Here is a 12390-nt window from a genome sequence, read left to right as displayed (position 1 = left end):
GGTCCGTAAAAGCATGAGTATGAGCGGGCCTGGAGGCCCGCGGTCCGGCATGATTGATCCGTTACTCTCGGCGCTGCGCGAGCGGCCGGCGTTTGCCTCGCTCACCATCGCCGACCTGGAGCCGCTGCCCGCGACAGGCACTGCGCACGGCCATGTGCGTCTGCCCGACGATCTCATCGCGCGCGTCGCCTATGCGCATGAAGGCGATCCCTCGGCCGCCGCTCGCCTCGCCGTTCAGGCCGAAGCCTTTCGCCATCTCAGCGCCGCGCATCGCACGCCCCGCCTGCACGACGTGATCGCGCCGCGTCCCGGGCTGCCGGGCGGCGCGCTGATCGTCGACGCGATCGACGGCCGCGCGCCGCGTCTGCCCGACGAGCTTGCCGCCATGGCCGACACGCTGGCGCGCATCCACACGCTGCCGCTGCCGGCCGACGACCAGCCGATACCGCGCCAGAAAAATCCCTTCCTCGAGACGCTCGCCGCGATCGAGCAGAACGCCACGCGCTTCCTCGATAAGGCCGTACCAGATGCGGGCGCGCGCGCCGAGATCGCCGAGGAGCTCAGCCTGATGCGCGAATTGGCAAACGCCATCGCGCACCGCGCGCAGCCGCTCACCGTGGCGCTGGCCGACACGCATCCGGGCAACTTCATCGTCGACGCCGACGGCATCGCCTGGTTCGTCGATCTCGAAAAGGTCCATGTCGGCTCGCCCGCGATCGACCTTGCGCATGCAACGCTTGCAACCTCGACGCTGTGGCATCCCGATGTAGGCAAAGTGCTGTCACGTGCCGACGTTCAGCGCTTCTACACGCTATATCTTGAGAGGGTCGGCCCTAAGCAGGCCGCCGACCTCGAACCGTGGCTGCAGCCGATGCGGCGCCTGACGTGGCTTCGAACCACGCTTTTCATGGCTCGATGGCGTGTGCAGACCCGCGAGCCGCGCGATCCGTCCGACCCCACACAATGGAGCGACGCCGGCCTCGAGCCGGCAATGAAGGCGCACATAGACGCGCGCATCGACCAATGCTTCCGGCGCGACACGATTCAGTCGATCCGAGCCGAATGGATGGCTTGACTCGTTCCCTGTTTGTTCTCAGAGTTGGCCTCATCATGAGGCCCAAAAATCCTCCCGATTATCCAGACGACGCGATCGCCGAACCCGTGCATCACGGCCGCGGCGCGCTCTCCAACGAGTCGAGTCGCTTCGACAGCGAGAGGCGCATCCGCACGACCGACGGCTGGGAAACCGAAGCGTCGAGCACGCCGAGTGAGGACGACGAGCTGCCGCCGCTGCGCACGACGCTGACGCGCGATGCCACGCGCACCATCCTCGCGCGCAACACCTCGCCTGACGTGCCGTTCGATCGCTCGATCAATCCCTATCGCGGCTGCGAGCACGGCTGCATCTACTGCTTTGCGCGTCCGACGCACGCCTATCTCGGCCTGTCGCCCGGCCTCGACTTCGAGACCAAGATCCTGTTCAAGCCCGACGCCGCGAAGCTGCTCACCGCCGAACTCGCCTCGCCCAAGTACCGGCCTGACGTCGTGGCCATGGGCACCAACACCGATCCCTACCAGCCGGTCGAGCGTGAGATGAAGATCACGCGCCAGATCCTGCGCGTGCTGAGCGACTTCAACAATCCAGTGGGCATCGTCACCAAGAACCATCTGGTGACGCGCGACATCGACATCCTGGCCGACATGGCCAAGCGTAATCTCGCCGAGGTGTTCCTGTCGGTGACCACGCTCGACAAGGACCTGGCGCGCACCATGGAGCCGCGCGCGTCGGCGCCGCATCGCCGGATCGACGCCATCCGTGCGCTGAACGATGCCGGCGTGCCGGTGGGCGTGATGACCGCGCCCATGATCCCGGGCCTGAACGACCACGAGATGGAGGCGATCCTCGAGGCCGCCGCCGAGGCCGGCGCCACGCGCGCGGGCTTCACCGTCCTGCGCCTGCCGCTCGAGATCAAGGAACTGTTCGAGGAATGGCTGCGCCAGCACCGGCCCGACCGCGCCGAGCGCGTGCTGTCGCTGATCCGCCAGATCCGCGGCGGCGCGCTCTATCAGTCGAGCTTCGGCGTGCGCATGAAGGGCGAGGGCCCGATCGCCGAGCTTCTGAGCGCCCGCTTCGGCGCGGCGGTGAAGCGGCTCGGACTCAACAGGATCCGCTATCGCCTCGACACGCTGCGCTTCCGCGTGCCCGAGGAGGCGCGTACTGCCCTGGTCGATGCCAAGCGCGACGCGCGGCAGATGAAGCTTTTGTAGAAGCGCTATTTCCGGGCGACGCCGCGCAAGCGGCGTCGTGCCGACGCTTGTTTAATCGCCGAGGCGATCTTGCGGACGAACGCGGGACCGAAAGTTCCGATCGGCCTCGTCGTCTCGAAATCGTAGGCGGCGTCCACGCTTACACGATTGTACTCGTCAAGAATGAGCCATGACGGAAAGTCGAGGCCGCCGCGCCGGCACTCGATCTCGCTGACGGCAAGGTGGGCACGCGTGCGGTCTGGTTTCTGCGACGTGAGGGGAAAAAGGAAAAGCGCAGCCGGCTCAACAGGCGTTCGGACAACGACGCAGACGGGTCGAGCCTTGCGACCGGACTCTTCTCCATCATCAGCCTGCCGAGCCCACAAATAGTGGTAGCGAACGATGTCTCCAGGCTTAAGTGCGTCCATCGTCGTCGGCGAGGATCGCATCCAGTCCGCTCATTAGCTCGCCATGAACGTCGTCAGGCGCATTCTGCAGCGTGTAGGCAACAGCATGGGGACGGGCGACAAGTTTGCGGTATTGGGTAGCGGGGATGATGACGAGCTTTTCCTTGCCGCGCTTCGTCAAGGCCACAGGTTCAAACAATGCCGTTTCGAGAATTTCTCCCGAAACGCGATTCATGTCGGAAAAGGTATATCGCTTCATTGGCGGACCACTGAGATACCTAATATAGGTATTTTACGTAGAATGTCACCCTTAGTCAAAGAACCGCACCTTCGGCCATAGCTCGCGCCAGCGCTTGGCGGCTATCCGCACCTCGTATTCGTCGCGGCGCGTGCGCCCGAACGTCGTCGGCCGACAGCGCAGGTTGACCAGGTCGTCGACGCCAAGCGGCGCGATCACCGTCAGGCTGTCGTCGGCCTCCAGGCGCACGCCGACGGCCGTCACCGTCTCCAGCCAGTAGATCATCGCATCGGCCGTGTCGCGGTGCTGCGGCAGGCCCTTCCAGACATGCATGCGCGCCTGGTTGCGCACCTGCCAGTCGAGGCCGGGCAGCAGGGCGCCGAGCCGCTTCTCGTACGCGGCCTCGCGCTCCTTTGAGAGATCGGCCGCGTCGTAATAGAGGACGTCGATGTCGGGCGGCTCGCGCGGCGGCGAGATGCCGTGCAGGTGGTCCCACACGCGATTGCGTACGAAGCCCGCGGCGATGCACCAGTCGGGCAGGGCGAGCGTGCGCGCGGCACGGAGCTGCGCCAGCGCAGTCGGGTCGCGCCCGACGATTGCGGCGATGTCGTCCGACTTGAGTGCCATGTCAGCGACGTCTCCGTACGGGAAACTGCAGGACGACGCCGGTGAAGATCTGGAAGGCCGGCACGCCCGGTCCGGTCTGCAGGACGGAGTATTGCGGCTCGACGAAGACGTTCACCACCCGGCCATCCGGGCGCTCGAACACGCGGCCGAGGCCAAGACCTACCGGGACCACCGAATTGTGCCCCAGATTGAACGTCGAGATGCCGGTCGAGCGCAGGTAGTAGCCGCCATCGAGATTGAGGAACAGCAAGGGCTGGATGGTCAGGGTCTGAAGGGTGCCGTCGAACGCCTGCTGATAGGAGGAGAGCAGGGCACTCAATCCCCAGTCATGGGCGGCGCTGACCACGGTCTGCGCGCCGCCCTGCCACTTGCCGGAACCAAGCGCCGGGGCGCTGGCCGTCGGTGCGGTCGCCAACGGGCCGGCGCCGAGCTTGGTCTGGCCGATATAGGCAATCGCCATGTCGTAGACCGTGAAATCGCCAATGCCGTTCCAGGCGCCATGCGGTCCCCAGCTGTTGGCGATCAGCGGCAGCGACGCGCGGGCGATCTGGTCGACACCGAGCGCATCATGCGGCAGGACGTGACGCAGATAGAGCTGGTGCGCCCCGGCCTCCGGCCGTTCCGAGAGGATTGGCTGCGCATAATCGTGCACCTGGAAGGCCATTTTGGGCGTCAGCGGATCGTTGGCCTCGTTCTGCGAGTCATCCTTGGCTGCCGTCGTCGCGGGTGCGGCGAGCGCCAGGACCGCGACGGCCCGCCACAGCGCCGCGGCCCATCGATATCGTCTGCGCTGTTTCATGCCCACAGGGTCCTGCGCAATGATGTCGGCAATCGGCGGCATCGCCGCACTCTACAGAACTGGTCTGGGGGTATGCCGAGCTTCCGCTACGAAAAGCGCTGCGCCGAGGCCGGAGCGGTTCTCATTGCCGGCATCGACGAGGTCGGGCGCGGGCCATTGGCCGGCCCGGTGGTCGCGGCTGTGGCCGTCATCGACCGCAGCCTCGCCAAGCGCAAGCTTTTGCGGCTGATCGACGATTCAAAGAAGCTGACCCCCGAGCAACGCGAGGAGGCCTACGCCGCCATCCTCGAGTCCGGCGTCGTGCGGTATGCCGTGGGCGAAGCGAGCGTCGAGGAGATCGACGCCATCAACATCCTGCAGGCGACGTTCCTCGCCATGCGCCGCGCGCTGCAGGCGATGTCCGAGCAGCCCGACCTGGTGCTGATCGACGGCAACCGCGTGCCGCCGGAGCTGGGCTGCCGCGCCGAGACCATCGTCGGCGGCGACGCGCGCTCCTATTCGATTGCCGCGGCCTCCATCATCGCCAAGGTGACGCGCGACCGTTACATGCGCGGCCTGGCAGCCTCGTTCCCCGGCTATGGCTGGGAGACCAATGTGGGTTATGCGCGTCCTGAGCATCTGGCCGCGCTCAATAGGCTTGGGCCTACGACCCATCATCGCCGGAGCTTCGCGCCGGTCAGAATGGTGCTTGAGCCCAGCCTGCCCCTGGAAGAAGCTGCCGCCGCCGAGCTTCCGCGCTGAGCGCGACGATGTCGGCGCTGTGGGTTTCGCCCCTCCGCGACATCCAAGGATTTTTATTGAGGTACTGCCTCGCTGCCGCGGTGATCGTCGTCCTGGCGGTGGCGGCTTCGCTGATCGCCGATCGGATCGGCAACTACGCTTTGGCGTCGCTGCTGCCGCACGATGGCCCGGCGCACCTGTGTAACGCTCCCCTCATTGCGAGACTGCTCTTCGCACTGCTCGCCACCATGGAATTGGTGACGATGGCGGCTCTCCTGCTTGTCGCAGTCGATCGACGCCGACTCCTGCCCAAGGGTGCAGCCACGTTCAACGTGCCTGTGCTGGGGGCCGGCCATGTGGTGGCCGTGGCAGCGCTGGCGCTGCTCCTTCATCTCGGCCTGTATGCGATCGCCTTTCGTGCGGACAACATCTGCGCAGCGACAAGCATCGCCGCGTGGCTGAAGCACTACACTGCGCTGATCTCCTTCGCGGCTCTCTACGTTGCTGGGTCGCTGATCCTGATCGGCGCTGTCTTGTTGGCTGCGAAGCCGGCGCTGTTGGCCAAATGAAAAGGACCAATTTGCACGTAGCGAAATAATATCTATCGATTGACATACTATATCAAGCGATATAGTTGGGCCTTTCGGCCCATGATCGACACCAAAACCCCCGTCCGCAGCCGCCCGGCCGTCCAAGCCCGGGGCGAGGATACGCGCCGGCGCATCCTGGAGGCGGCGCTCCACCTCTTTGCCGCCCAGGGTTACGAGGGCACGAGCACCCGCCAGATCGCCGAGGGTGCGGTCGTGAACCTGCCGGCCATCCAGTACTACTTTGGCAACAAGGAAGGCCTGTACCGGGCGATCATCCACGACATCACCGCCGACACCGACCGTCATATGAGCCCGGTGCTGGAGCGCGTACAGGCCGCCCTCGCTGACGCCGACACGCCGCGCGAGGAACTGATCGCGCTGCTCGGCGACATGGTCGAGACCTTCGTCGTTCTGGTGACCAGCGGCCCGCATGTCGACAGCCGGCGCCTGATCTTCGCCCGCGCCGAGGTCGAGGAGACTCCCGGCCTCGACGTCCTGCACGAAAACGGCATGCAGCAGATCGTCAATCCCTGCCTCGCCCTGGTGAGCCGCCTGTACGGCAAGCCCACGACCGATCCGGAGATGACCGTCCGCACCCTGGCGCTGATCGGACAGGTCGTCATCTTCTGCAACACCCACAAGCGACCTGTCCTGCCCGGCACCGGCCTCGATGCCGAAAGCGTGCGCCTGATGCGCCTCGTCGTGCGTGAGCACACCGACGCCATCTGCCTCGCCATCGCCACCTCCGCCTGAATATTTTCGCTGAGGTTTTGAGTATGCGTATGCGTTCGCCTTTTCTTGTCGCCTTCACGACGGCCCTGCTGGCCGGCTGCAGCTCCGGTCCTGACTTCGAGCGGCCCGCCAAGCCCACATCGACGAGCTACACACCCGAGGCGCTGGCGCCGCGCACCAGCTCGGCCGGCAACGGCCCCGGCGCCGAGGCGCAGAGCTTCGTGCCCACCATGGACATTCCCGGCGAATGGTGGACGCTCTTCCACTCGCCGCTGCTCGACACCCTGGTCAGGGAAGCCCTCAAGGCCAATCCCGACATCGACGCGGCCCAGGCGGCGCTGCGCCAGGCGCGCGAGAACTTCTATGCCCAGCAGGGCTCGCTGTTCCCGACGATCACCGGCAACGGCCAGGGCACGCAGCAGCTCGCCTCGCCAGCTGCCCAGGGCCAGACGGGTACGGGCGTCATCTACGGCGTCACCACCGCCTCGCTCAACGTCTCCTACTCGCCCGACGTGTTCGGCGGCGTGCGCCGTCAGGTCGAATCGAAGGAGGCGCTGGCCGAAGTGCAGCGCTTCCAGCTCGAGGCGACGTATCTCTCGCTCAGCTCCAACGTCGTGGTCTCGGCGATCAACCTCGCCTCGCTGCAGGCCCAGATCAACGCCACCCAGGACATCATCCGTATCCTTGAGAACTCGCTCGGCGTGGTGCGCCGCCAGTTCGACCTGGGCGGCGCCTCGCGCGCCGACGTGCTGGCGCAGGAAGCGACGCTGACCCAGACTCGCGCGACCTTGCCGCCGCTGCAGAAGCAGCTCGCCCAGGAGCGCAACCAGCTGATGCGTCTGGTCGGCCGTTCGCCGGACCAGGATCGCGGCGAGAGCTTCGACCTTGCCAAGCTCAAGCTGCCGCAGGACCTGCCCGTCAGCCTGCCCTCGCAGCTCGTCGAGCAGCGGCCCGACGTGCGCGCCGCCGAAGCGCAGCTGCAGTCGGCCAGCGCCGACATCGGTGTCGCCGTCGCCAACCAGATGCCGCAGTTCACCATCACCGGCGCGCTGGGCTTTACCTCGGGCGGTCTCGGCTCGCTGCTCGTGCCGGGCGCGGGCGTGTGGAGCATCGGGCTCGGCATTGCCCAGACGATCATCGACGGCGCCAGGCTCGATCATCAACGCAAGGCCGCGATCGCAGCCTACGAGCGCGCCGCCGCGCAGTACAAGGGCACGGTGCTGTCGGCCTTCCAGGATGTCGCCAACGCGCTACGCGCGTTGCAGGCCGACGCCGACTCGCTGCGCGCCCAGGTCGAGGCCGAGCAGACGGCGGCGGCGAGCCTTCGGCTCTCCGAGCAGCAGTACCAGCTGGGCGGCGTCAGCTACCTGATCCTGCTCAACGCCCAGCAGACCTATCAGACGGCGCTCATCAACCGCCTGAAGGCGCAGGCCGCGCGCTACGCCGACACCGCCGCGCTGTTCCAGGCGCTGGGCGGCGGCTGGTGGAACCGCACCGACGTCGATCCGAAATCCATGGGCAAGCCCGGCTACTTCGCCCTGCCGCCGGTGCAGGACATCAAGGTTCTCCCACGGGCCGCGCGCTAGGGCGCGCTCCGGCAAAGACAACACGCGTTCAGTCCAAGAGGCGTTCAATGATCAAGCGAATGCTCATCATGCTGGTTCTGGTCGGAGCGGTCCTGGGCGGACTGTTCGGCTTCAAGGGCTTCGTCAACGGCAAGATCAAGGAAGCCATGGCCGGCATGGCCAACACGCCGCAGACGATCTCGGCCGCCAAGGCCACGAGCAGCGACTGGCAGCCGACGATCGATGCCGTCGGCAGCCTGCGTGCTGTGCGCGGCGCCGACCTGTCGCTGGAAGTGCCGGGCGTGGTCGAGGAGATCCTGTTCAATTCGGGCGACGAGGTGCAGGCGGGCCAGATCCTGCTGCGGCTGCGGGCCGAGGACGAGATCGCCAAGCTGCAGTCGCTCGAGGCGACGGCGCAGCTCGCCCAGATCAACTACGACCGCGACGTCAAGCAGTTCAAGGCGCAGGCCATCAGCCAGGCGGTCGTCGACAACGACGAGGCCAACCTGCGCAACGCCAAGGCGCAGGTCGCCCAGCAGAAGGCGATCGTCGACAAGAAGACCCTGCGCGCGCCCTTCGCCGGCAAGCTCGGCCTGCGCCAGGTCGATCTCGGCCAGTTCCTCTCGGCCGGCACGGTGATCGCCACCCTGCAGTCGCTCGACCCGATCTTCGTCGACTTCCTGCTGCCGCAGCAGGCGGTGGCGCAGCTCAACGTCGGCGCCAAGGTCGAAGCCAAGGTCGATGCCTTCCCCGACCGCGTCTTCACCGGCAAGATCACCGCCATCAACCCCAAGGTCGAGACGGCGAGCCGCAACGTTCAGGTGCGCGCCACGCTGCCCAATGCCGACCAGAAGCTGCTGCCCGGCATGTTCGCCACGGTGCAGCTCGAGACCGGCGCCGCCCAGCACCTGGTGACGCTGCCGCAGACGGCGGTGAGCTACAATCCCTACGGCTCGCTGGTCTACCTGGTCGACGACAAGGGCAAGGGCGGCGACGGCAAGGCGCAGCTCACGGTGCGGCAGGTCTTCGTCACCACCGGCGCCACGCGCGGCGACCAGGTCGCGATCCTGAAGGGCGTGGCCGACGGCGACATGGTCGTCACCTCCGGCCAGGTCAAGCTGCGCAACGGCGTGCCGATCGCCATCGACAACAGCGTCGTCCCGAAGAACGACCCCGCACCGAAGATCGTCGATCATTGATCAAACCGTCATCCCGAGCGAAGCCGCCCGTAGGGCGGCGCAGTCGAGGGACCTGTTTTGTCGATGCATCAACAAAAGAGGTCCCTCCGCTACGCCTCGCTTCGCGAGGCTCCGGTCGGGATGACGGGAATTTGAGGACCAGCCCATGAAGTTCACCGATCTCTTCATCCGCCGTCCGGTGCTGGCATCGGTTGTCAGCCTGTTGATCCTGGTCGTCGGCCTGCGCGCCATCGGCGCGCTGCCGGTGCTGCAGTATCCGCGCACCGAGAACGCCGTGGTCACGGTGACGACGACCTATTACGGCGCCGATCCCGACGTCATCGCGGGCTTCATCACCACGCCGCTGGAGCAGGCGATCGCCCAGGCGAACGGCATCGACTACATGACCTCGACCAGCCAGAGCGGCGTCAGCACCATCACCGTCTACCTGCGGCTGAACTACGATTCGAGCAAGGCGCTGACCGAGATCAACACCAAGGTGAGCTCGGTGCTGAACCGGCTGCCGACCGGCACGCAGCAGCCGGTACTGACCGTCAAGGTCGGCCAGACCATCGACGCCATGTATATCGGCTTCAACAGCAAGGAGCTGGCGCCCAACCAGATCACCGACTACCTGGTGCGCGTCGTTCAGCCCAAGCTGCAGTCGGTCGAGGGCGTGCAGACCGCCGAGCTTCTGGGCGCCAAGAACTTCGCGCTGCGCGCCTGGCTCGACCCGCAGAAGCTCGCGGCCTATGGCCTCACCGCCAACGACGTGGCCCAGGCGCTGACCGCCAACGACTACATCGCGGGCCTCGGCACGACCAAGGGCCAGATGGTCCAGGTCACGCTGAAAGCCTCGACGGCGCTGACCTCGCTCAAGGAGTTCCGCGACCTGGTGCTGAAGCAGCAGGACGGCGCGATCGTGCGGCTGAGCGACGTCGCCAACGTCACGTTGGGCTCCGACGACTACGAATCCGAGGTGAGCTTCGACGGCCAGAAGGCGGTCTATATCGGCATCCAGGTGGCGCCCGCCGCCAACCTGCTCGACGTCATCAAAGGGGTGCGCGACGTCTTCCCCGGAATCCAGGCGCAGCTCCCGCAGGGGCTGAACGGCCAGATCATCTATGACTCGACGGAGTTCGTGAACAGCTCGATCGAGGAGGTGATCCGCACCCTGGTCGAGGCGCTGATCATCGTGACCCTGGTCGTGTTCGCCTTCCTGGGCTCGCCGCGCTCGGTGCTGATCCCCGTCATCGCCATCCCGTTGTCGCTGATCGGCACCTTCGCGATGATGGCCGCGTTTGGCTTCTCGATAAACCTGCTCACGCTGCTCGCGCTGGTGCTGGCGATCGGCCTGGTGGTCGACGACGCCATCATCGTGGTCGAGAACGTGAACCGCCATCTCGAGGAGGGGATGCAGCCGTTCCCCGCCGCCATCCAGGCGGCGCGCGAGCTCGGCGGGCCGATCATCGCCATGACGGTCGTGCTGGTCGCGGTCTATGTCCCGATCGGCTTCCAGCGCGGCCTGACCGGCGCGCTGTTCACCGAGTTCGCCTTCACCCTGGTCGGCGCCGTCACGGTCTCGGCGATCGTGGCGCTGACGCTGTCGCCGATGATGTGCTCGCGCATGCTGAAGCCGCACACCGAGAACGACCGCGGCTGGGAGGCGCGCCTGATCCGGGCCATCGACCACGTGTTCGACTGGGTGCGCCGCCGCTACGAGCGCTGGCTCAAGGGCAGCCTGAACAACCTGCCGGTCACGGCGACCTTCGCCGTGCTGGTGCTGGGCAGCATCTATTTCCTCTACAGCGCCACCGCGAGCGAGTTGGCACCGCAGGAGGACCAGGGCGTCATCATCGGCTTCGCCACCTCGGCGCCCAACTCGACCATCGACCAGCGCCAGCTCTATTCGCGCCAGATGTACCTGATCGGCGCCAGCCATCCCGAGACCGACCACGTCTTCCAGCTCGACGTGCCCGGCCAGTCGATCACGGGCTACGTGCTGAAGCCGTGGGACAAGCGCACCATGACCTCCAACCAGCTGCAGCCCATCATCCAGGGCGAGCTGGCCGGCATCGCCGGCGCCCAGGTCGTGGCCTTCCAGCCGCCGCCATTGCCGGGCAGCCAGGGCCTGCCCGTCCAGTTCGTGATCAACACGACCGGCCCGTTCGAATCCCTGAACGACGTGGCGCAGTCATTCCTGCGCGAGGCGCTGGCCACCGGCCGGTTCATCTTCCTCAACACCGATCTCAAGATCGATGCGCCGCAGGCCACGCTCGTGATCGACCGCGACAAGGCCTCGCATCTCGGGTTGAAGATGAGCGACATCGGCGCCGCCATGGGCTCGATGCTGGGCGGCGGCTACGTCAACTACTTCGCGTTGGATGGCCGCTCCTACAAGGTGATCCCGCAGGTCCAGCAGAGCTCGCGGCAGAACATCGACCAGATCCTGGACTATCACATCCGCGCCGCCGACGGCTCGTCGGTTCCGCTCTCGACCGTGGCCAAGATCGTCACCAAGGCGATCCCGCAGTCGCTGAACCACTTCCAGCAACTGAACAGCGCCACCATCCAGGGCGTGGCCTTCCCCGGCGTGTCGCAGGCCGAGGCACTGCAGACCCTGCAGGAGCTCGCGGCGCGCACGCTGCCGCAGGGCTACTCGGTCGACTACGGCGGCGCCTCGCGCCAGTACATGCAGGAGAGCGGCGGCTTCATCGTCACCTTCGGCTTCGCGCTGATCATCATCTACCTGTCGCTGGCGGCGCTGTTCGAGAGCTTCCGCGACCCGCTGATCATCCTGTTCTCGGTGCCGATGTCGATCGCGGGCGCGCTGGTCTTCCTGATGGCGCTCAGCACCGTGGCTTATCCTGGCGCGACCCTGAACATCTACACCCAGGTCGGCCTCGTCACCCTGATGGGCCTGATCAGCAAGCACGGCATCCTGATCGTCGAGGTCGCCAACGAGCTGCAAGCTGCCGGCAAGTCCAAGCGCGAGGCGATCGAGCAGGCGGCAGGGATCAGGCTGCGGCCCATCCTGATGACCACCGCGGCGATGGTGCTGGGCGTCGTGCCGCTGATCGTCGCCACCGGTGCGGGCGCGCTGTCGCGCTTCAGCATGGGCCTGGTGATCGCGAGCGGCCTCGCCCTCGGCACGCTCTTCACTTTGTTCGTCGTGCCCGCGGTGTACGTCATGCTGGCCGCCGACCATTCGAAGAAGAGCGAGGCCGGCGAGGTGGTCGAGACACCGGCCGGCGACTGAGTCATACCCGCTCATGATCTTCCGGACC

Annotated in this window: 12 protein-coding genes; 8 read left to right on the top strand and 4 right to left on the bottom strand. The window is 66.4% G+C overall.

Annotation, left to right across the window (positions count from 1 at the left end; all coding sequences use genetic code 11):
* Window positions 1–49: 49 nt before the first annotated feature.
* Window positions 50–1075 carry a phosphotransferase gene (locus RSO01_RS43160; RefSeq protein WP_170303799.1) on the top strand — a complete coding sequence of 342 codons (1026 nt, stop codon included), beginning with the start codon at window positions 50–52 and terminating at the stop codon, window positions 1073–1075.
* Window positions 1076–1110: 35 nt separating this feature from the next.
* A complete protein-coding gene (locus RSO01_RS43155) occupies window positions 1111–2268 on the top strand; it encodes a PA0069 family radical SAM protein (protein WP_147156792.1) in 1158 nt (385 codons plus the stop codon).
* Window positions 2269–2273: 5 nt separating this feature from the next.
* On the opposite strand, the gene RSO01_RS43150 is transcribed toward RSO01_RS43155, so the two are convergent.
* From RSO01_RS43150 to RSO01_RS43135, 4 genes are read right to left on the bottom strand one after another with little or no spacing between them, the layout of a single operon-like run.
* On the bottom strand, window positions 2274–2675 hold the full coding sequence (locus RSO01_RS43150) for a hypothetical protein (RefSeq protein ID WP_147156791.1): 402 nt from the start codon (window positions 2673–2675) through the stop codon (window positions 2274–2276).
* A complete protein-coding gene (locus RSO01_RS43145; RefSeq protein WP_147156790.1) occupies window positions 2662–2913 on the bottom strand; it encodes a type II toxin-antitoxin system prevent-host-death family antitoxin in 252 nt (83 codons plus the stop codon). The genes RSO01_RS43150 and RSO01_RS43145 overlap by 14 nt, the downstream gene beginning before the upstream one ends.
* Window positions 2914–2964: 51 nt before the next feature.
* Window positions 2965–3519 carry a nucleotidyltransferase family protein gene (locus tag RSO01_RS43140; RefSeq protein WP_147156789.1) on the bottom strand — a complete coding sequence of 185 codons (555 nt, stop codon included), beginning with the start codon at window positions 3517–3519 and terminating at the stop codon, window positions 2965–2967.
* A 1-nt stretch (window position 3520) separates the two neighbouring features.
* Window positions 3521–4318 (bottom strand): hypothetical protein, encoded by a 798-nt coding sequence (locus RSO01_RS43135; protein ID WP_147156788.1) that lies wholly within the window; start codon window positions 4316–4318, stop codon window positions 3521–3523.
* Between the two features lie 72 nt (window positions 4319–4390).
* Between RSO01_RS43135 and rnhB the strand changes: the two genes are divergently transcribed.
* The 6 genes from rnhB (at window position 4391) to RSO01_RS43105 (ending at window position 12362) form a co-directional block, all read left to right on the top strand.
* Complete coding sequence (rnhB, locus tag RSO01_RS43130; RefSeq protein ID WP_147156787.1) at window positions 4391–5059, top strand: ribonuclease HII; 669 nt, start codon at window positions 4391–4393, stop codon at window positions 5057–5059.
* An 8-nt stretch (window positions 5060–5067) separates the two neighbouring features.
* Window positions 5068–5607: a hypothetical protein gene (locus tag RSO01_RS43125; protein ID WP_147156786.1), complete on the top strand. Its 540-nt coding sequence runs from the start codon at window positions 5068–5070 to the stop codon at window positions 5605–5607.
* Between the two features lie 81 nt (window positions 5608–5688).
* Window positions 5689–6381 (top strand): CerR family C-terminal domain-containing protein, encoded by a 693-nt coding sequence (locus RSO01_RS43120; RefSeq protein WP_147156785.1) that lies wholly within the window; start codon window positions 5689–5691, stop codon window positions 6379–6381.
* A 29-nt stretch (window positions 6382–6410) separates the two neighbouring features.
* Window positions 6411–7946: an efflux transporter outer membrane subunit gene (locus RSO01_RS43115; protein WP_246159205.1), complete on the top strand. Its 1536-nt coding sequence runs from the start codon at window positions 6411–6413 to the stop codon at window positions 7944–7946.
* 47 nt (window positions 7947–7993) lie between these two features.
* Window positions 7994–9124, top strand: a complete 1131-nt coding sequence (locus RSO01_RS43110; RefSeq protein WP_147156783.1) for an efflux RND transporter periplasmic adaptor subunit — start codon at window positions 7994–7996, stop codon at window positions 9122–9124.
* Between the two features lie 145 nt (window positions 9125–9269).
* Entirely contained in the window at window positions 9270–12362 is a 3093-nt protein-coding gene (locus RSO01_RS43105) for an efflux RND transporter permease subunit (protein ID WP_147156782.1), read from the top strand.
* The last annotated feature ends 28 nt before the right edge of the window (window positions 12363–12390 follow it).

The sequence above is a fragment of the Reyranella soli genome (assembly GCF_007992495.1).
In the GTDB taxonomy this organism is placed as follows: domain Bacteria; phylum Pseudomonadota; class Alphaproteobacteria; order Reyranellales; family Reyranellaceae; genus Reyranella; species Reyranella soli.
This window is presented reverse-complemented; position numbering and strand designations above follow the sequence as displayed.

Coding starts and splice junctions, on each gene's coding strand:
- RSO01_RS43160 (WP_170303799.1), top strand. CDS start 50: ATGATTGATCCGTTACTCTCGGCGCTGCGCGAGCGGCCGGCGTTTGCC.
- RSO01_RS43155 (WP_147156792.1), top strand. CDS start 1,111: ATGAGGCCCAAAAATCCTCCCGATTATCCAGACGACGCGATCGCCGAA.
- RSO01_RS43150 (WP_147156791.1), bottom strand. CDS start 2,675: ATGGACGCACTTAAGCCTGGAGACATCGTTCGCTACCACTATTTGTGG.
- RSO01_RS43145 (WP_147156790.1), bottom strand. CDS start 2,913: ATGAAGCGATATACCTTTTCCGACATGAATCGCGTTTCGGGAGAAATT.
- RSO01_RS43140 (WP_147156789.1), bottom strand. CDS start 3,519: ATGGCACTCAAGTCGGACGACATCGCCGCAATCGTCGGGCGCGACCCG.
- RSO01_RS43135 (WP_147156788.1), bottom strand. CDS start 4,318: ATGAAACAGCGCAGACGATATCGATGGGCCGCGGCGCTGTGGCGGGCC.
- rnhB (WP_147156787.1), top strand. CDS start 4,391: ATGCCGAGCTTCCGCTACGAAAAGCGCTGCGCCGAGGCCGGAGCGGTT.
- RSO01_RS43125 (WP_147156786.1), top strand. CDS start 5,068: ATGTCGGCGCTGTGGGTTTCGCCCCTCCGCGACATCCAAGGATTTTTA.
- RSO01_RS43120 (WP_147156785.1), top strand. CDS start 5,689: ATGATCGACACCAAAACCCCCGTCCGCAGCCGCCCGGCCGTCCAAGCC.
- RSO01_RS43115 (WP_246159205.1), top strand. CDS start 6,411: ATGCGTTCGCCTTTTCTTGTCGCCTTCACGACGGCCCTGCTGGCCGGC.
- RSO01_RS43110 (WP_147156783.1), top strand. CDS start 7,994: ATGATCAAGCGAATGCTCATCATGCTGGTTCTGGTCGGAGCGGTCCTG.
- RSO01_RS43105 (WP_147156782.1), top strand. CDS start 9,270: ATGAAGTTCACCGATCTCTTCATCCGCCGTCCGGTGCTGGCATCGGTT.